General features: G+C 73.0%; 18 protein-coding genes and 1 tRNA gene. 5 read left to right on the forward strand and 14 right to left on the reverse strand.

Features of this window, described 5'->3' with window-relative positions:
* The first annotated feature begins 526 nt into the window (after window positions 1–526).
* A complete protein-coding gene (locus J2S41_RS30255; protein WP_310372756.1) occupies window positions 527–1402 on the forward strand; it encodes a S1C family serine protease in 876 nt (291 codons plus the stop codon).
* A 122-nt stretch (window positions 1403–1524) separates the two neighbouring features.
* Here J2S41_RS30255 and J2S41_RS30260 read toward each other — a convergent pair whose 3' ends face one another.
* Complete coding sequence (locus tag J2S41_RS30260; protein ID WP_310372757.1) at window positions 1525–2901, reverse strand: cystathionine beta-synthase; 1377 nt, start codon at window positions 2899–2901, stop codon at window positions 1525–1527.
* Window positions 2902–2932: 31 nt separating this feature from the next.
* Window positions 2933–3286, reverse strand: coding sequence for a YkvA family protein (locus J2S41_RS30265; RefSeq protein WP_310372758.1), 354 nt, complete (start codon window positions 3284–3286; stop codon window positions 2933–2935).
* Window positions 3287–3499: 213 nt separating this feature from the next.
* On the opposite strand from J2S41_RS30265, the gene J2S41_RS30270 reads away from it, so the two are divergent.
* From J2S41_RS30270 to J2S41_RS30280, 3 genes are all read left to right on the forward strand, one after another.
* Window positions 3500–4585, forward strand: coding sequence for an SGNH/GDSL hydrolase family protein (locus J2S41_RS30270; protein WP_310372760.1), 1086 nt, complete (start codon window positions 3500–3502; stop codon window positions 4583–4585).
* Between the two features lie 39 nt (window positions 4586–4624).
* The gene (locus J2S41_RS30275) at window positions 4625–5425 is read left to right on the forward strand and encodes an SGNH/GDSL hydrolase family protein (protein WP_310372762.1); all 801 of its coding nucleotides are present in this window, start codon (window positions 4625–4627) and stop codon (window positions 5423–5425) included.
* A gap of 113 nt (window positions 5426–5538) precedes the next feature.
* Window positions 5539–6786, forward strand: coding sequence for an acetyl-CoA C-acetyltransferase (locus tag J2S41_RS30280; protein WP_310372763.1), 1248 nt, complete (start codon window positions 5539–5541; stop codon window positions 6784–6786).
* Between the two features lie 554 nt (window positions 6787–7340).
* Here the strand turns inward: J2S41_RS30280 and J2S41_RS30285 are convergent.
* From J2S41_RS30285 to J2S41_RS30295, 3 genes are all read right to left on the reverse strand, one after another.
* Window positions 7341–7661, reverse strand: coding sequence for a hypothetical protein (locus J2S41_RS30285; RefSeq protein ID WP_310372764.1), 321 nt, complete (start codon window positions 7659–7661; stop codon window positions 7341–7343).
* A gap of 83 nt (window positions 7662–7744) precedes the next feature.
* Window positions 7745–8569: a Bax inhibitor-1/YccA family protein gene (locus tag J2S41_RS30290; protein ID WP_310372765.1), complete on the reverse strand. Its 825-nt coding sequence runs from the start codon at window positions 8567–8569 to the stop codon at window positions 7745–7747.
* A gap of 139 nt (window positions 8570–8708) precedes the next feature.
* A tRNA-Leu gene (locus J2S41_RS30295) sits at window positions 8709–8789 on the reverse strand.
* Window positions 8790–8873: 84 nt separating this feature from the next.
* On the opposite strand from J2S41_RS30295, the gene J2S41_RS30300 reads away from it, so the two are divergent.
* On the forward strand, window positions 8874–10649 hold the full coding sequence (locus J2S41_RS30300) for a DUF6311 domain-containing protein (RefSeq protein ID WP_310372766.1): 1776 nt from the start codon (window positions 8874–8876) through the stop codon (window positions 10647–10649).
* A 54-nt stretch (window positions 10650–10703) separates the two neighbouring features.
* Here the strand turns inward: J2S41_RS30300 and J2S41_RS30305 are convergent, their stop codons facing one another.
* From J2S41_RS30305 to J2S41_RS30345, 9 genes are all read right to left on the reverse strand, one after another.
* Window positions 10704–12077 carry an NAD(P)/FAD-dependent oxidoreductase gene (locus tag J2S41_RS30305; RefSeq protein ID WP_310372768.1) on the reverse strand — a complete coding sequence of 458 codons (1374 nt, stop codon included), beginning with the start codon at window positions 12075–12077 and terminating at the stop codon, window positions 10704–10706.
* Window positions 12078–12199: 122 nt separating this feature from the next.
* A complete protein-coding gene (locus tag J2S41_RS30310; protein ID WP_310372770.1) occupies window positions 12200–12742 on the reverse strand; it encodes a hypothetical protein in 543 nt (180 codons plus the stop codon).
* 5 nt (window positions 12743–12747) lie between these two features.
* Window positions 12748–14118 carry a DUF58 domain-containing protein gene (locus J2S41_RS30315; protein WP_445343937.1) on the reverse strand — a complete coding sequence of 457 codons (1371 nt, stop codon included), beginning with the start codon at window positions 14116–14118 and terminating at the stop codon, window positions 12748–12750.
* A complete protein-coding gene (locus J2S41_RS30320) occupies window positions 14115–15125 on the reverse strand; it encodes an AAA family ATPase (protein ID WP_310372773.1) in 1011 nt (336 codons plus the stop codon). The genes J2S41_RS30315 and J2S41_RS30320 overlap by 4 nt, the downstream gene beginning before the upstream one ends.
* Window positions 15122–15679, reverse strand: coding sequence for a hypothetical protein (locus J2S41_RS30325; protein ID WP_310372775.1), 558 nt, complete (start codon window positions 15677–15679; stop codon window positions 15122–15124). The genes J2S41_RS30320 and J2S41_RS30325 overlap by 4 nt, the downstream gene beginning before the upstream one ends.
* Window positions 15676–16386, reverse strand: coding sequence for a DUF4129 domain-containing protein (locus J2S41_RS30330; RefSeq protein ID WP_310372777.1), 711 nt, complete (start codon window positions 16384–16386; stop codon window positions 15676–15678). Before J2S41_RS30330 ends, J2S41_RS30325 begins: the two co-directional genes overlap by 4 nt.
* Complete coding sequence (locus J2S41_RS30335) at window positions 16383–17075, reverse strand: uracil-DNA glycosylase (RefSeq protein ID WP_310372779.1); 693 nt, start codon at window positions 17073–17075, stop codon at window positions 16383–16385. The genes J2S41_RS30330 and J2S41_RS30335 overlap by 4 nt, the downstream gene beginning before the upstream one ends.
* 33 nt (window positions 17076–17108) lie before the next feature.
* Window positions 17109–17789 carry a dienelactone hydrolase family protein gene (locus J2S41_RS30340; protein WP_310372781.1) on the reverse strand — a complete coding sequence of 227 codons (681 nt, stop codon included), beginning with the start codon at window positions 17787–17789 and terminating at the stop codon, window positions 17109–17111.
* Between the two features lie 143 nt (window positions 17790–17932).
* On the reverse strand, window positions 17933–18637 hold the full coding sequence (locus J2S41_RS30345) for an LppU/SCO3897 family protein (protein ID WP_310372783.1): 705 nt from the start codon (window positions 18635–18637) through the stop codon (window positions 17933–17935).
* Window positions 18638–18746 lie beyond the last annotated feature (109 nt).

The following is an 18746-nucleotide window of genomic DNA, read 5'->3' on the forward strand; positions in this document are numbered from 1 at the left end:
CGGCGCGGCGGGCACGGCCACGGGTCTCCGCACCACACGCAGCCGCCCTGGTGATCCGGTGCGGCGTGCCGTCCGAGCATGGCCTGGGCGTCCCGCCACAGCAGACGATCCACGATGTCGGGCGGCTCGGCACGGTCGACGCTGACCATTCCTCCCCCTTGTCTTGCCCCGTCGAGCCGGAGGTATTCCGTCCGGATGGTCGGCCCCTCCATACGACGAAGTCAACCGTCACGGCGGGTCCGAACGCCGCACACGGTGTGCGATTGCGTTTTGCGGACGGACCTTCTGCGCTCCGTGGACAGGGTGGCCCTGAGCTGCGGAAACACGATGTCCACTCTGGCCCGGAAGACACAATTCGGGGGTTTGCGCCGCCGGGCCCTGCATCTTGTGCCGGCGCCCGTTCGCCACCGGCGGAACGGCTCAAGGCATTAGACGGTACGTCCGGGACGTTGCCGCTGTCATGGACGCCGACCGCATCGATGCAGATGGTGAAGCTCTCGACGCGTACAGCCGGGTGGTCACGCGTGTGGCCGCCGAGATCCTGCCCAGCGTGGCCGCGCTCGCGGTCCGTACCGCACGTGGCGCCGGGGCCGGCTCCGCCGTCGCCTTCGCCGCCGACGGACTCCTGCTCACCAGCGCGCACGTGGTCGCCGGCGCGCGCTCCGGCACCGCCACGTTCGGCGACGGCGCACAGTCCCGCTTCGACGTCGTCGGCGCGGACCCGCTCTCCGACCTTGCCGTGCTGCGCGCCGGCGGCGACGTACCCCCGGCCACGCTCGGCGACGCGGACACCCTGCGCATCGGCCAGCTCGTCGTCGCGGTCGGCAACCCGATGGGCCTGGCCGGCTCCGTGACCGCCGGCGTGGTCTCCGGCCTCGGCCGCTCCATCCCGGCCCGCGACGGCCGCCGCGTCCGCCCGATCGACGACGTGATCCAGACCGACGCAGCACTCAACCCCGGCAACTCCGGCGGCGCGCTCGCCGCCTCGGACGGCACCGTGGTCGGCGTCAACACCGCCGTCGCCGGCTACGGCCTCGGGCTCGCCGTCCCGATCAACGCCACCACCCGCCAGATCATCGGCGAGCTGACCTCCGCCGGCCGGGTCCGCCGCGCCTGGCTCGGCGTCGCCAGCGTCCCGATCCCGCTCCCGCCACCACTCGCCGCCCGCCTGGGCCAGCGCCACGGCCTGCGCGTGGTCGAGGTGGTGCCCGGCTCCCCCGCCGGCGTCGCCGGCATCTTCCTCGACGACATCATCGTCTCCGCCGGCGGCCACCCCACCGAGGACGTCCAGTCACTGCTCAAGCTGATGCTCGGCCCCGCCATCGGCACGCGTCTCCCACTGACCCTCTACCGCCGTCAGGCCATGGTCGACGTCATCACCATCCCCGCCGAGCTGCCTTAGTCCTTCCCGCGGCGGCGGGCCGCTTCCCGCATGCCCGGAGCACGCCGGGGGCCGCAGGTGGCCCGGCGCCTGCCGAAGCATGCGGGCCGGGCCATGCCGGAGGTGGCGACGGTGCCGAGGGCTCAGCGGGAGCTCGGGGCGAGGTGGGCCAGGAGGTCCTGGCGGGTGAGGACGCCGGCGGGCTTGCCGTCGATGAGGACCATGGCGGCGTCGGATTGTTCGAGGAGTTTGACGGCCTCGCTGACGGGCTGGCCGCCGCCGATCATGGGGAGCGGGTCGGCCATGTGGCGCTCGATGGTGTCGTGCAGGTGGGCCTGACCGGAGAAGAGGGCGTCGAGGAGCTCGCGCTCGGCGACGGAGCCGGCCACCTCGCCGGTGACCACGGGGGGCTCGGCCTTGAGCACGGGGAGCTGGCTGACGCCGTACTCGCGCATGTAGTCGATGGCGTCGCGGACCGTCTCCGTGGGGTGCAGGTGCACCATCGGCGGGATCGCGCCCCCCTTGCTCTCCAGCGCCTCGGCGACGGTGGCCTCGGTGCCGGACGTCTCCAGGAAGCCGTAGCGGGCCATCCAGTCGTCGTTGAAGATCTTGGAGAGGTAGCCACGGCCACCGTCGGGGAGCAGCACCACGATGACGTCGTCGGGGGCGGCGCGGCGGGCAACCTCGAGCGCGGCGACCACGGCCATGCCGCAGGAGCCGCCGACCAGCAGGCCCTCCTCGCGGGCCAGGCGCCGGGTCATCGCGAACGACGCCTTGTCCGAGACCTCGACGATCTCGTCGGCGACCGAGCGGTCGTAGCAGTCCGGCCAGAAGTCCTCGCCGACGCCCTCCACCAGGTACGGCCGGCCGGTGCCGCCGGAGTAGACCGAACCCTCCGGATCCGCGCCGATTATCCGCACCCGGCCCTCGGACGCCTCCTTCAGATAGCGCCCGGTGCCGGAGATGGTGCCGCCGGTGCCGACGCCGGTCACGAAGTGTGTGATCCGGCCGCCGGTCTGCTCCCACAGCTCGGGGCCGGTGGTCTCGTAGTGGGAGCGCGGGTTCGCCGGGTTGGAGTACTGGTCCGGCTTCCACGCGCCGGGGATCTCGGTCGCCAGCCGGTTCGAGACGTTGTAGTAGGAGCGCGGGTCCTCGGGCGCGACCGCGGTCGGGCAGACCACCACCTCCGCGCCGTACGCCCGGAGCACGTTGCGCTTGTCCTCACTGACCTTGTCCGGGCAGACGAAGACGCACCGGTAGCCGCGCTGCTGCGCCACCAGGGCCAGGCCCACGCCGGTGTTGCCGCTGGTCGGCTCCACGATGGTGCCGCCCGGCCGGAGCAGCCCGGCGGCCTCCGCGTCCTGGACCATCCGCATCGCGATGCGGTCCTTGACGGAGCCGCCGGGATTCACGTACTCCACCTTGGCGAGCACGGTGGCCTCGATGCCCTCGGTGACCCGGTTGAGGCGGACCAGGGGCGTGTTGCCGATCAGGTCGACGACGGTGTCGTAGTAGCGCACGCCCACAGCCTACGTCCCGGAGTTCGGGAAGTTAGTGCGCCTTCCCGATGAGAATGCGGTCGCGGTCCTTCTCCCACTCGATGAACCGCTGCGTCTCGGACAGCACGGACCCGGCCAGCCAGGTGATGACCACGGCGTCGTCGGTCAGGCCGAGCAGCAGCAGCATCGCCTCCGGGACGATGTCGATCGGGGACACCAAATACGCCAGCGCACCGGCCATCAGCAGCAGCGACTTGCCGCCGTCGTACTCACCCTTGACGATCGATTTGATCATTCGCGGTACGGCCGCGATGCGCTGCCCGACGGACGGGCCGCCGTGCCGGCTCGCCGTGATCGCCTGCCACAGAGCCTTGAACGCCGCCACACGCCGCAGATTGTTCGCCATCTCTCCCCAGCTCCTCGCTCGCGCCTTCCATGGTGACCGTTCTCAGCAAACTCTCTGTACCCAGCCCGGTGATCGACTCCACATGTCCTGGTCATCGCGTTGAACTCCGCGCGAACTCACCGGAAAGCACCCCGGGCGCACCAGGAACACGATGCGGGCTCGCGTTAATCTCGAAATCCGTCGCTCGCGTGGAAGAGGAAGGCGGGGGCGCTGATGAACGGGCGGACAGCACAACGCATCGCCAAGGCCGCGGTCTTCTCGGCCGGGGCACTGACCGGCGTGACACTCGTATCCGCGGGCCTGCTGGCCACGCAGGCCGAGCACGCCCGCCGGACGATTCCGCTGGCCGAAGGGCCGCCGCCACGGGCGGACGGCGTCTTCGGCGCCAAGTTCGGCGGCAGGCCGCTGGTGATGGCGGTCCTGGGCGACTCGACCGCGGCCGGCTACGGCGTGCTGCGGACCCGGGAGACGCCGGGCGCACTGCTGGCCACCGGCCTCTCCCGGCGGCTGCGCCGCCCGGTTCGGCTGCACCGGTTCGCGGTGGTCGGCGCGATCACCGACGGCCTCAAGCACCAGCTGCAGGACGCGCTGGAGGTGCGGCCCGACCTGGCCGTGATCCTGGTCGGCGCGAACGACGTGACCAAGCGGACGCCGGTCACGGTCGCGGCCCGCCAGCTCGCCGACACCGTGCGGGCGCTGCGCGCGGTCGGTGCCGAGGTGGTCGTCGGCACCTGCCCCGACCTGGGCACCATCCGCCCGATCAAGCCGCCGCTGCGCTGGCTGGCCCGGCGGTGGAGCCGGCAGCTGGCCGCCGCGCAGACGATCGCGGTGGTCGAGGCCGGCGGGCGCACCGTCTCGCTCGGCGACCTGCTCGGGCCGCGCTTCTTCGCGGAACCGACCCGGATGTTCGCCTGGGACCACTTCCACCCGTCCGCGGACGGGTACGCGGTGGCCGCCGCCGCGATGCTGCCGACCGCGGTGGCGGCGGTCGGCGTCCCGGCCGCGCAGGCCTCGTCGCTGAGCCTGGACCAGGGCGTCCGCTCGCTGTCCGACGCCGCGCAGGAGGCGGTGAAGCACGCGGGTACGGAGGTGTCCGCGGCGCGCGTCGCCGGGCGCGATCGCGGGCCGCTGGGACGGTGGGTGCGGCTGCGGCGGCTGGCGGTGATGCCGCGTCAGCAGGCTCCCGAGCGGGACTCCCCGGCCGTACCCTTGGATGGGGTTTTGTCGGGAAAAAGGGATATGGGTCCGCAGGATTCGGCGGACGGCCTCAGCCACGACGGCGAGGCGTCGAAGGCATGATGTGATGTCAGCTACGCACGGAGGAGGACGGTGATGGGCATGAGTCCGGACGCTCGCCAGCTCGGCCGCGCCGCGGCCATGACGCTGCTCGCCGGCACCGTGAGCGGCGCCGCGCTGCTGGCCGGCGAGATCGTCGCCGCACGCAGCCGTCGCTACGCCAAACCGTCCATGGGCCTCGGGCTGCGCACCTCGATGGGCCCGGCCGGCGCGCCACCGCTGCGCCTGGTGCTCCTCGGCGACTCCGGCGCGCTCGGCGTGGGCGTGGAGTTCCTGGCCGACACGGTCGGCGGCCACCTCGCGCGGCTGCTCTCCGAGGGCGCGGCCGGGCACGGCGAGCGCCACGTGCACCTGTCCAGCGTCGGCGTCTCCGGCTCCCGCTCCACCGACCTGGCCACCCAGGTGGCCCGCGCCCTGCTCGGCGAGCGTCCGGACGTGGCCGTGATCCTGATCGGCGCGAACGACGCCACCTCGCTGCGCCGCCCGGCCGAGGCCGCCGCGCACCTGAGCGCGGCCGTGCGCCGACTGCGCGGCGCGGGCGTCGAGGTCGTGGTCGGCACCTGTCCCGACCTGGGCGCGGCGCGGGCGCTGGCCCAGCCGCTGCGGCAGCTCGTCGGCGTGCTCGGCCGGCAGATGGCGCACGCGCAGGCCAAGGCCGTGCGGGACGCGGGCGGCGCCGTGGTCGACCTGGCCGTGGAGACCGGCGCGGTGTTCCGGGCCGACGCGGGGACGCTCTGCTACGACGGATACCACCCGTCCGCGGACGGATATCGGGTGTGGGCCCACGCGCTGCTGCCCGCGGTCTCGCACGCGGCATCGATGCCGAACCCGCGCACCCAGTGAGAGTCGTTCAGCGCCGCACCCGGCCGACGCGTAACCGCAGTTCAGCGACGAAATCTCCACCGCGCTGAACAATTCTCATCGACATGATGTTACCGGTGGGTTAACGTTCGTTCATGCCGGAAGCTGTCATCGTCGCCACCGCCCGCTCCCCCATCGGACGGGCCGCCAAGGGCTCCCTGCGCGAAATGCGCCCCGATGATCTGGCCGCCACCATCATCCAGGCGGCGCTCGACAAGGTTCCCCAACTCGACCCGGCCACGGTCGAGGACCTCTACCTCGGGTGCGGCCTGCCCGGCGGCGAGCAGGGCTTCAACATGGCCCGCGTGGTGGCCACGCTGCTCGGCCAGGACGGTCTGCCCGGGGCCACGCTCACCCGGTACTGTGCCTCCTCGCTGCAGACCACGCGGATGGCGCTGCACGCGATCCGCGCCGGCGAGGGCGACGTGTTCATCTCGGCCGGCGTCGAGTGCGTCTCGCGGTACGCGCGCGGGAGCTCCGACGGCCTCCCGTCCGAGGCGCAAAAGCTGGTCGGCGGCGCGTGGGAGAACCCGCGGTTCGCCGACGCCCAGGCCCGCAGCACGTCGCGCGCGCAGGGTGGCGCACCGGTGTGGCAGGACCCGCGGACCGAGGGCACGCTGCCGGACATCTACCTCGCCATGGGCCAGACCGCGGAGAACCTGGCGCAGGTCTGTGACGTGTCCCGCGAGGAGATGGACGAGTTCGGCGTCCGCAGCCAGAACCTGGCGGAGAAGGCGATCGCGAACGGCTTCTGGGCCCGCGAGATCACGCCGGTCACCACGCCGGACGGCACCGTGGTCACGGTCGACGACGGCCCGCGCCCCGGCGTCACGCTGGAGGGCGTGTCCGGCCTCAAGCCGGTCTTCCGCCCCGACGGCCGGATCACCGCCGGCAACTGCTGCCCGCTCAACGACGGCGCCGCCGCCGTGATCGTGATGAGCGACGTGCGCGCCCGCGAGCTGGGCATCACGCCGCTCGCCCGGATCGTCTCCACCGGCGTCACCGCGCTCTCCCCCGAGATCATGGGCCTCGGCCCGGTCGAGGCGTCCCGACAGGCGCTGGCCCGCGCCGGCATGACCATCGACGACGTCGACCTCGTCGAGATCAACGAGGCGTTCGCGGCGCAGGTCATCCCGTCGTACCAGCAGCTCGGCATCCCGATCGACAAACTGAACGTCAACGGCGGCGCCATCGCGGTCGGCCACCCGTTCGGCATGACCGGCGCCCGCATCACCGGCACGCTGATCAACTCACTCTCCTGGCACGACAAGACCATCGGCCTGGAGACCATGTGCGTCGGCGGCGGCCAGGGCATGGCGATGATCATCGAACGCTTGAGCTGACCCGTTTTCCCGCTTCCGGCGGGGTCCCGTGCCGCATGCTCCCGCGGGCAAACCGCGTGGCGGCCTCCGACTCCGCTGGCGCTCCGCTCCGGACGCCACGCCGGAGCCAGTGCCGCAACCGGTCCCGAAAACCCACGCGGGTCCGCTCGTGACGCACGGCGACACCAGGTCCGCGGCCGGTCCCGAAACCACGCGGTCTCCGCGACCGGCCGCCCCGCCACGCGCCTCGCGTGGGCTTTCCGAAGCCGCGCGCCTTGCGTGGGCCTTTCGGAGCCGCGCGCCTTGCCTGGGCTTTCCGGAGCCGCGCGTTGCGTGGGCCTTTCGGAGCCGCGCGCCTTGCCTGGGAGCTTTCCGGAGCCGCGCGCCTTGCGCGGGCGTTCCGGAGCCGCGCGCCGGCCACGGGCCGACGCGATCCCGCGACCGGTCGCCTCACGGAACCCGACGCGACTCCGCGATCGAGCTGGCCGCACCACGCGGATACAAGGCGGCCGGGCGGAAAACGCCAGAGGCGGCTACGGAAGCGCGGACGACGGTTACGGAGGCGCGGGAGGGCGTCAGAGCATGTGACGGAGGGCGGTGAGGCGGGTGGCGGCCTCGGTGAGGATCGTGGGGGGTGGGGTGGCGGCGAGGAGGTCGGTGACGACCACGCGGAGTTGGTCGACCAGGGCGAGGTCGTTGGGGAGGCGTGGGACCGGGCGGCGGGGCTGGCCCTCCGCGTCGGCGGCGGCGTCGGCGACCCAGGTGATCAGCGCGTGGACGGCGTCGGCGCGGGTGCCGGTGGTGCCGTCGAGTGGAGTGGCCCAGCGCGGGGCCTCCCAGTGGCCCACCTGGCGGACGAAACGGTCCAGGGCCTGATCGAGGGTCGCGGTGCTCATCGGGTGCGAGCGTACCGGCGCCGGGAACGGCGAAGCCCGCCGGAGCCGGGAGGGCTCGGGCGGGCTTCGGTGCGATGTGAGAGCTAGTCGTCTTGCAGGAAGCTGAGCAGGCGCAGGATCTCCAGGTACAGCCAGACGAGGCCGACCAGGATGCCGAAGGCCGCGGTCCACGCGTACTTCTGCGGGAGGCCCATCCGCACGCCCTCCTCGATCTCGCCGAAGTTGAGCACGAAGCTCAGCGAGGCGACGACGATGCAGACGAGGCTGAAGCCGATGGCGAGCGCGCTGCCGTCGCGCAGGCCGGTGTTGACACCGAACAGCGCGAACACCAGGTTGATCATCATGACGGCGAAGAGGCCCATCATGACCGAGATCAGGATGCGGGCGAACTTCGGCGTGGCCCGGATGACGCGGGCCCGGTAGAGGATCGCCATCAGGAAGAAGACGCCGAACGTGGCCGTGGTGGCCTGCAGCACGATGCCGTCGTAGAAGGTCTCGAACTGCTTGCTGATCAGGCCGAGGAACGCACCCTCGACGACCGCGTAGACGCCGACCAGGACCGGGTTGGCCATCCGCATGAACGAGATGACCAGACCGAGCACGAGGCCGACGACGGCCGCGCCGATGAGCGCCGGCAGCTCCAGCGGGGCCGGGATCAGCACCCACGCGGCGGCGGCGGAGAGAGCGGTGATCGCAAGCAGCGCGACAGTGCGGACGACGACGTCATCGATGGTCATCGGGCGGACGGCCGGCGGAGCCGCCGGGTACGCCTGGGACGGGTAGGGCTGGTCGTAACCCGCCGGACCGTAACCGGGCGCGGCACCCGGGCCGTAGGCGCCGTACGCGCCGGCCCGCTCGCGCTCGGCAGCCCGGCCGAGCTGGCTCAGCACCGGGTTGCTTGTCTTCACGTCTATGGCCTCCTGCCAGTAATGACACCTCAGCCAAGAGTAAGGGGTGGTCACCGGAGTGGGCGACCTGCAGGCCTGTGAAATTGCTGAACAGGACGTCCTACACCTTGTGGGAGCGGACGATCGGGAGGTAAAGGAGTGCCCGGGGCGGGGGTCGAACCCGCATGCCTCTCGGCAGCCGCTTTTAAGGCGGCCGTGTATGCCATTCCACCACCCGGGCGGGTACGCGTGTGCAGATGCCACGGTAATGGGTGGCGGCGCACCGGGCGCACCGATAACCCCGCGGCACACTACTGTCGTCCCCGTGACGAGCCCCACACCCATCGAATCGGACCGGGCCGACGACGGCTCACCACACGTGGACGGAAAGCGATGGGACGTCGCCGACCTGGCATTCTGCGTCTTCTACCTGTTCCTCGCGGTCTGGCTGACGTCCTATCTGTGGCCGGATCCGGGCGCCAAGGTCATGGCGCTGAACCCGGCCGACCAGACGCTTTACGAGTGGTTCCTGGCGTACGACACCCGGATAGCCCGCGGCGATGTCGGCTTGATCACTGACCGGCTGAACGTGCCGGACGGGGTCAATCTGCTCGCCAACACGTCCGTGATCGCGCTCGGCGTGCTGATGACGCCGGTGACGCTGGTCTTCGGCGTACCGGTGACGTTCGCGGTGCTGGTCGTGCTGAACCTGGCCGGCACCGCGATCGCCTGGCACGTGCTGTTCCGCCGGGTGCTGGGCGCGGAGCCGGTCGCGGCCGGGCTCGGCGCGGTGTTCGCCGGTTTCGCGCCCGGCATGGTGTCGCAGTCGGTCAGCCACCTGCACATGACCGCGCAGTGGCTGGTCCCGGTCATGGTGTGGATGCTGGTCAGGATGTACCGGGCGGCCGGGGCCCGGGATCGCCGCCGGGTCGGCACGTCCGCGCTGGGCCTGGCCGCGGCCGTGGTCGTGCAGGTCTTCATCGGCGAGGAGGTGCTCTTCCTCACCGCGTGCACGCTGCTGCTGGTCACGGTGGGGTACGCGGTGCTCCACCCACGCGCCGCGCGGCGCGCCGCCGGGCTGTTCACGGCCGGGATGCTGGTCACCGCGGCCGTGTCCGGTGCGCTCCTGGCGTACCCGCTGTGGGTGCAGTTCGCTGGTCCGCAGGCGGTGAACGGCACGCTCTTCCTGCCCGGTTACTTCGTGACCGACCTGGCCAGCTTCGCCGCGTTCTCGCCGCTGTCCGTGGCCGGCGGCCCCGCGTCGGCGGAGCTGAGCACCGGGCCGAGCGAGTACAACACGTTCCTCGGCTGGCCGTTGCTGCTGCTGACGGCCGGGTTCGTGATCTGGCGGCGGCGGGACCGGGCGGTGCTGGCCGCCGCGTTCGCCGGCCTGGTGATGGCCGTGCTGTCGCTAGGGCCGTCCATCGTGTACGACCGGGAGCAGCTCGACGTCTGGGGGCCGTTCTCGCTGCTGGAGAGCGTGCCGGTGGTGGACGCCGCGCTGCCGATGCGGTTCTCGCTGCCGCTGATCCCGGTGATCGCCGTGATCCTCGCCCGCGGCATCCAGCACGGCCTGTCCCGGCCGGATCTCACCCGGTACGTGGCGCCGGTGCTCACCGTCGTGGCGCTGGCCCCGCTGACGCCGGAGCCGCTGCCGGCCGCGACCCGGGAGCCGCTGCCCGAGTTCATCGCGGGCGGACACTGGCGCGAGTGCGTGCCGGTGGGCGGCGTGCTGGTGCCGGTGCCGCTGCCGACGCCGCAGGATCCGTGGCCGATGCGCTGGGCGGCGGCGACGAACACCGCGTTCGGCATGCCGGAGGGCTTCTTCATCGCGTCGTACGGCGCGGACGGCGCCCCGTCGATGGGCACCTACCAGCGGACGCTGTCGAACGTGACGGCCGAGGTGGCGAAGACCGGCGCGGTGCCGGAGATCGACGCCCAGAAGGGCGCGGACGCCCGCGCCGACCTGGCGCACTGGGGCGCGTCGTGCGTGGTGGTCGCGGACTCCGCGCCGAACGCGGCGGCGCTGCGGATCACCGTGGGGCGCCTGCTCGGCACGCCCGGGACCCGGCTGGCCGACGTCTACTACTGGCGGGCCTGAGACACGGCGGAAGGGGGCAGGGTGACCCTGCCCCCTTCTCGACGGACGAGCTGATCAGGCCTTGACCGCGGCCGCCTCGGCCTTCGGCGCCTCCACCGTGGCCGGCTTCGGCTCGAGCGGCGGCGTGACCTCGGTGAACTCCTCGCGCGGTGCGTGCAGCTGGCCGAGCGCGACCACCTCACGCTTGAGGAGGAACGCCAGCGTCCAGTCCGCGACCACGCGCACCTTGCGGTTGAACGACGGGATCTGGCTGACGTGGTAGAAGCGGTGCATCAGCCACGCCGGGAAGCCGGGCACCTTGACGCCGTAGACCTTCGCGGCACCCTTGTAGAGGCCGAGGCCGGCGACCGAGCCCAGGTACTTGTGCCGGTAGGTCTTCGGCTCGCGCCCGTGGATGACGCGCGCGATGTTGTCGGCCACCACGACCGCCTGCCGGACCGCGTGCTGCGCGCTCGGCGAGCACCAGGCGCCGACGCCGCCGGTCAGGTCCGGCACCTGCGCGCAGTCGCCCGCGGCCCAGGCGCCCTCGACGACCGTCTCGCCGTCCGCGACCTGGAGCGTGGGCAGGCAGTTGACGTGACCGCGCGGGCCGAGCGGCAGGTCCGTGTTGGCCAGCATCGGGGACGGCTTCACGCCGGCGGTCCAGACCACCGTGTCGGTGATGAACGTCTCGCCGTCGGAGAGCTTCACGTTGCCGTCGACGCAGGACTCCAGGAACGTGCCGAGCCGCATGTCGATGCCGCGCCTGCGCAGCTGGCGGGCCGCGTACGCACCCATGTCCGGGCCGATCTCCGGCAGAATCCGCTGGGTCGCCTCGACCAGCACGAAGCGGACCTCGTCCTGCTTGATCTCCGGGTAGTACTTGAGCGCGGAGCGGACCATGTCCTCCATCTCGGCCAGCGCCTCGATGCCCGCGTAACCGCCACCGACGAAGCAGAACGTCAGGGCGCGCCGCTTGGTCTCCGGGTCGGTGGTGGTGGCGGCGACGTCCAGCCGGTCGAGGAAGTGGTTCCTCAGGTAGATGGCCTCGCCGATGGTCTTGAAGCCGATGCCCTGCTCGCGCAGGCCCGGGATGGGCAGCGTGCGGGACACGGAGCCGGGTGCGACCAGGATGTGGTCGTACTCGACCTCGCGGGCCGGCCCGGAGATGGTCTCGACCAGCACCTTCTTGTTGGCGTGGTCGATGCGAGTGACCTCACCGGAGATGATCGTGCAACGGCGCAGCTCCCGGCGCAGCGGCACAACGGCGTGCCGCGGGGAGATGTTGCCGGCCGACGCCTCGGGGAGGAACGGCTGATAGGTCATGTGCGGCTGAGGATCGACGACGATAACCTCGGCCTCGCGCGCGCTGAGCTTCTTGGAGAGGCGCAGCGCGGCGAAAAGGCCCACGTGCCCAGCTCCAACCACAAGGATCCGCTGAGGACTCACGAGGGTTATCTTTCTCCTAACCACTTGACCTTGCGCGGGGGATGGCAACTTCTGTGATCCACGACGCGTCCCGGTCCAGGTAAATATCCGGTTACGCCGACAAAAGCGCAGGTCAGAGGCGATTATCGAGAGATGCGGGCCAGTAGCGCAGTGGCCGCGACCGCTGCCGCTAGGCCACCGATCGCGAACGCTGCGTAACCCCCGAGCGTTACCCGGCCGACCGCGGCGAGCACCATGACGAGCACGACCGCCGATCCGAGCAGCACCGCGAGCAGCCGAATCACCCATCCGGTGACCACCTCGGCGCGGATCGCCGCGTCGTACGGCAGGCAGGCGGCCAGCGCCGCGAGGCTGTGCCCGGCGTAGAGCAGCGACGCGAGCGCCAGCACCCGGCCGAGCACGATCGGTTCGCCGTACCCGGCGGTGGCCACGGCGTACAGCGTGATCGCGGTGACGGCCAGGGCCGCCGGCGGGAAGCCGCGCGGGGCCAGCGCCGGGAACAGCGCCAGCAGCAGCGCCAGGCCGGCGGACCGGACGTCGAGGTACTCCACGGGCACCGCCACCAGCAGCGTGGCCGTGCCGACCAGCACCAGCGCGGCCCGGACGGCGAACGGCACCGCGGTCATCCGCCGGGCCGCGGCCGTCGCCCGCCGGTACCGCTCCATCAGCCTCATCGCAGGCCCGCCCGGGGCGCGCCGGCGAACCGCGCGATGTCCCGCAGCACCAGGTCCAGGCTGCCGGCGCCGGCCCAGCTCACCACCGGTACGCCGTGCTCGCGCAGCCGGCCCATGGTGTTCTCCCGCTCCATCCGCCACAGTCGCAGCGCGGTGTCCGTCCACGGGCCGCCGCTGCGCACGGTCAGCCCGGTCGGCGGCAGCGTGTCCACCGCGACCACGTACCGGCCGGAGCGGGCCAGCCGGGCCAGCATCTCCGCGGAGCTCGGCTCCAGCAGCGGCGTGAGCACCACCAGCAGCGCGTTCGACGAGACCAGGTGCGCGGCGACCGGGTCGGCGGCGCCGTCCACGCTGCCCTGCGGGCGCACCTCCAGCAGCCACTCCAGCACGGTGAGGTACTGCCGCCGGCCGGCCGCGGCGCGGAGGCGGCGGGCGGCCGGGCCGTACTCCAGCAGCGAGACCCGGTCGCCGCGGTGCAGGTAGTGCTCCGCGATCGCGGCCGCGGCCCGGACCGTGGTGTCCAGCACGGACGCGCCGCCGTGCACGCCGCCGGAGTTGCCGGTCTCCGCGGTCACGTCCAGCAGCAGCGCCACCTCGGCGTCCCGATCGGAGAGCGTGGCGGCCACGTGCAGCGCGCCGGTGCGCAGCGACACCCGCCAGTCGATGCGCCGCAGCCGGTCACCGGGACCGAACTGGCGTACGCCGGCCAGTTCGCCGGCCTGCCCGGGGCGCCGGGAGCGGTGGTTGCCGACCAGGCCGGCCGCGTTCGGCATGGCGTCGACCGCCTGGAACGGCTCGGTGCGCGGATAGACCGCGATGCGCGCCGCGCGGAGTACCACCGGCGCGGACGTGAACAGCCCGTCGCAGGCCGCCGCCACGGCCGCGACCGGGCCCAGGTCATGCCGGCCCCAGCGCAGCGCCTCACCCTCCAGCGCGATCACGCCGGCCGTACCCGCGTCGACCGGCAGCCCGTGCGGCCGGTCCGCCGCCGCCACGCGCAGCCAGTGGGACCGGCGCACCCGCGTCAGCACCACGTCGTAGCGGACCCGGTCCGGGTTGATCACCTCGAGTTCCGCGACCACGTCGCCGCTCTCCACGCGGTTGGTCGCGTCGACCGTGACGGCCAGGTCCGGCGCCGCGGAGGGCCGGTGGCGCAGCGAGACCGCGGTCCCGATCAGGAACGGCGTGGCCAGCAGCACCAGATCGGTGCGGGCCAGCCCGACGCCCGCGATCAGCAGCAGCCCGGCGAGCAGCAGCGCGCGGCTCAGCGCGCGGGTCGGTGCCCACGCCGCCACGCCCTCCGCCTCGGGCGCGGCGGCGGGCGGCTCCGCGACCGCGGGCGGCACCGCCGGCCGCAGCCCGCTCACGACGCGTGCCCGCCCGCGCCCGCGTAGCTCGGCATCGCGCCGCTGGCCGGGGCCGGCGTCGCGGCCAGCACCTCGGTCACCACGAACGCCGGGTCGACGCGGCGCAGCCACATCTCCGGGCGCAGCGTGATCCGGTGGGTGAGCGCCGGGATCGCGACCTCCTTGACGTCCTCCGGCACCACGTAGTCCCGGCCGGCCAGGGCGGCCCGCGCGCGGGACAGCAGCAGCAGCGCCAGCGAACCGCGCGGCGAGGCGCCGACCAGCACGGACGGGTGCTCCCGGGTGGCGGCCGCGAGCGCGACGATGTAGCGCCCGATGGAGTCCTCGACCACGACCCGTTCCAGGCCGGCCTGCATGCGCAGCAGCGTCTCCGCGTCCACCACGGGCTCGATCACCGCCTCCTCGCGCCGGCGGTGGATGCGGCGGCGCAGCACCTCCCACTCCTCCTCGTGGCTCGGATAGCCGAACGACACGCGCAGCAGGAACCGGTCCAGCTGCGCCTCGGGGAGCGGGTACGTGCCCTCGTACTCGATCGGGTTGGCCGTGGCCAGCACGTGGAACGGCGCGTCCAGCCGGTACGTGACGCCCTCCACCGAGACCTGCTTCTCCTGCATCGCCTCCAGCAGCGCGGCCTGCGTCTTCGGCGGCGTGCGGTTGATCTCGTCGGCGAGCAGCAGGTTCGTGAAGATCGGCCCGGCCCGGAAGGTGAAGTCGTGGCGGCTCTGGTCGTAGAGGAACGAGCCGGTCACGTCCGCCGGCAGCAGGTCCGGCGTGAACTGCAGCCTCCGGAAGTCCAGCCCGAGCGCCTGCGCGAAGCTGCGCGCGGTCAGCGTCTTGCCCAGGCCGGGCAGGTCCTCCAGCAGCACGTGGCCGCCGGCCAGGATGCCGGCCAGGACCAGCTCCAGCGGGTCGCGCTTGCCGACCACGACCGTGCCGACCGCGTCCAGCACGGTCCGCGCGAGCGCGCCCACCTCGTGCGGCGGGAGCGGCTCCGGCATCTCGGTCATAGTTCCTCCAGGCGGGTGACCAGCGACGCGAACTGTCGCGGTTTCGGTGCGCGCCGCGGCGACGCGGTCAGCAGGGTCCACAGCTGCTCGCCGAGCAGCTCGCGGGCCCGTCGTTCGTCAGACGCGATGGTGATGCCGTGGCGTTGTCTCAGCCGCTCGTCGGCCAGCTCGCGCAGCGCCGGCGTGGTCAGCCGCCGGAACCGCTCCGCGTCCTCGGTGCTCCAGGTGAGTACGCGCTCCCAGCGGCCGACCGCGCGCCGCAGCCCGTCGCCGCCGGTCCAGTCGTAGGTGCCGGGCTCCTCACCGCGCGGCATCGGGCGGTCCGGCCGCTCCGGCCGCCGCGGCACCGGGATGGACGAGGTCACCCGGTACAGCAGCGCGAGCGCGCCGAAGAGCGCGAACAGCACCGGGATCGAGGCGGTCAGCTCGGAGGCGCGCAGCAGGAAGTAGGTGACCGACGTCCCGGCCGCGGCGGCCAGCAGCGTGAGGAACCACCCGCGGCGCTTGCGCGGCGGACGCTCCTCCGCGCTGGTCAGCAGCTCCTCGATGCTCACGACGCCGCCCCTCCCCCGGTGGCCGGCGCGGTCAGGTCGTCCCGGACGCGGTGCAGCGCGGCCACCGCCTGGGCGCGCATGCGCTCGTCGACGACGTGCGTGGCGTAGCGCGCCTCGCGGTAGACGTCCGCGAAGCCGGCCAGCACCCGCGCGTCCACCGCGTGCTCGCGCAGCAGGCGGCTGACCAGCTCGGTCGGGGTGTCCCCGGGGCGGCGCGGGGTGCCGGCGTCCGCGGCGGCCTGCTCCAGCCGCACCCAGCAGGTGATCACGGCGCCGCGCGGGTCACGGTCGGTGGCCAGCTCCTGCAGGCCGGCGTCGAGCGCGGCCACCATCTCCTCGGTGGCACCGCCGCGACGGGACACGGCCCGCACGCCCTGACGCTTGCGCAGCTGGTCCCGGACCGCGACCCAGGCCACCGTCCCGATCACGGCCGCGACCAGCACGCCGCCGAGCACGAACAGCAGCGTGACCAGCCACGGGGCCAGCGCGAACCCGGAGTCCTCCGCCCGCAGCGGCGTGTCACCGCCGCCACCGGCGGCCGGCGGCGGCTCCTCCAGCTCCGGCTCCTCCGTGGTGACCGGCACGTCGACCAGCGGCGGCGCGGTGCGCAGGCCCATCGACGAGTTCTCCGCGGCGAACGCGATCAGCCCGACCAGCAGCACGGCGGCCACCACCGGCCACCAGCGCCGCACTGAGGCGAGCGTCATGCGGCGGCCAGCGACCGGGCTCGGGCGAACACGTCGTCAAGCATCGCGGGTGTGAGCCGCCCGGTAAAGGTGTTCTGCTGGCTCACGTGATAACAACCCAGCAGCACCGGTACGCCGTCGGCGGTCCACTGTGCACCGTGGCCGAACGCCGGGCGCGGGCTCGGCGGGCGCAGTCCCCAGACCGCGTGCATCGCGGGCCACCACGCGGCCCAGGCGAACGCGCCGAGCGCGATCACCACCCGCAGCGTGGGCTTGATCAGGGCCAGCTCGCGGTGCAGGAACGGCGCGCACCGGTCGCGCTCGTCCGGCGCGGGCTTGTTGTCCGGCGGCGCGCACCGTACCGCCGCGAAGATCCGGGTGTCGGTGAGCGTGAGGCCGTCGTCGCGCGCCACGCTGGTCGGCTGGTTCGCCAGGCCGGCCCGGTGCATGGCCGCGAACAGCACGTCGCCGGAGCGGTCGCCGGTGAAGATCCGGCCGGTACGGTTGCCGCCGTGCGCGGCCGGGGCCAGGCCGAGGATGCCGATCCGCGCGTCCGCCACGCCGAAGCCGGGCACCGGGCGGCCCCAGTAGGTCTGGTCCCGGAACGCCGCGCGTTTGACGGCGGCCACCTCCTCCCGCCACGCGACCAGGCGCGGGCAGGCGAAGCAGTCGCTGATCTCGGCGTCGAGCCGGTCCAGGGCGTCCCCCATGATCCTTAGCGAACCACGAGGGACGCCGTTCGGCTACAGCCGGGTCCGGAACAACTCGAGCGTGCGCGCCCACGCGGTGGCGGAGGCGGCCCGGTCGTACGTGGCCGGGTGGTCGTCGTTGAAGAACGCGTGCGCCGTACCCGGGTAGTCGTAGAGCGTGACCTCGCCGCCGGCCAGCTCGATGCCGGCCTTCGCGACCCGCGGCCCCTCGGCGGCGGAGAGCCCGTCCGCCCCGGCGCAGTGGATGATCGCGGCCTTTCCGGCGTAGTCGTCCCACTTCGGCGCCATCCGCTCCCACGGCAACGCCGGGTAGAAGCCGGCCGTGGCGACGATCCGGCCGGAGACCGTGGCGGACCACAGCGCCAGGCTGCCGCCCATGCAGAACCCGACCGCGCCGATCCGGCCGGTGGTCTCGGGCAGGCCGGCCAGGTAGTCGGCCGCGCCCGCGATGTCCTTGGCGGCCTGGTCCATCGCCAGCCCCATGAGCAGCTTGACGGCCTCGTCCGGATACGTGGTCTGCCGGCCGTGGTAGAGGTCCGGTGCCAGCGCCACGAAGCCGGCCTCCGCGAACCGGTCCGCGAGCGCGGTGATGTGCTCGACCAGCCCCCACCATTCCTGGATGACGATCACACCCGGCCCGCCGCCCGGCGCGGGTTTCGCGAGGTAGCCCTCGCTCGTGCCGCCGTTGCTGCGGTAGCTCACCATTGAGCCCATCGGCCGCCTCCAGTCGCTCAGAGTCATCGAGCCACACATATGAGTGAGGTGCGTGGGGCGTAGCCTGCCACGATGAGCACGCGACCGGAAGAGCGACGGCGCCGTCCCGCACGATGCGGAACGGCGCCGTGGCGACCTCGGCCCTACTGGTCCTTGAGGCAGAGGATGTAGTACTTGTCCGCCTCGTCCTCGGGCGTGTAGAGCACGGTGACCGACTCGCCCTCGTTGATGAACTCGAAGCACGCCTCCGGCGCGCGGGCCTGGGTGAGCGTCAGGTGGTCCACCCGGCCGACGATCAGCGAGGTCGCGTCCGCGTCGCCGCAGTCCACGATGCTGACGCCGACCGCGGTGCCCTCCTCGCCCTCGGCCAATTCCGGCGTGTCGTCCAGGCACTGGCCGACCTTGGCGTCCTTGGTCGGGTCCTCGGACAGCGCGTTCGCCGCCGCGCCCGCGCCCAGGCCGATCACGACCTTGATCAGGATGCCGACGCCGACCACGCCGATGACGCCCAGGATGCCGGCGAGCCGGGCCTTGCCGCCGCCCTTCTTCGGCTCCTGCACCGGCGGGACGTAGCCGGGCGCGCCGAACGCGGGCTGCTGGTACGGCGCGGCGCCGTAACCCTGCTGCGGCGCGGCACCGTAACCCTGCGGCGACCCGGCGCCGTAACCCTGCGGCGACCCGGCGCCGTAACCCTGCGGCGACCCGGCGCCGTAACCCTGCGGCGGCATGCCGGGGGTGCCGGGCATGCCGGGCTGCGGCTGGCCCTGCGGAGCGCCGGGGAGGGGCGCGCCGAAGCCGGGCGTGTGGGAGGGCTGCGGCGGAGGGTAGCCGGCAGGCTGATCAGTCACTGTGTCGATCCCCGTTTCGATGCGCATGCCGGCCGCCCGACCGGCATGGATGGAAGTGCTCCGAAACGGTACGGCTTGGGGATCTTCCGTCCCGCCCCTCGACCGGACG

This window comes from Catenuloplanes atrovinosus (assembly GCF_031458235.1).
Classification (GTDB): domain Bacteria; phylum Actinomycetota; class Actinomycetes; order Mycobacteriales; family Micromonosporaceae; genus Catenuloplanes; species Catenuloplanes atrovinosus.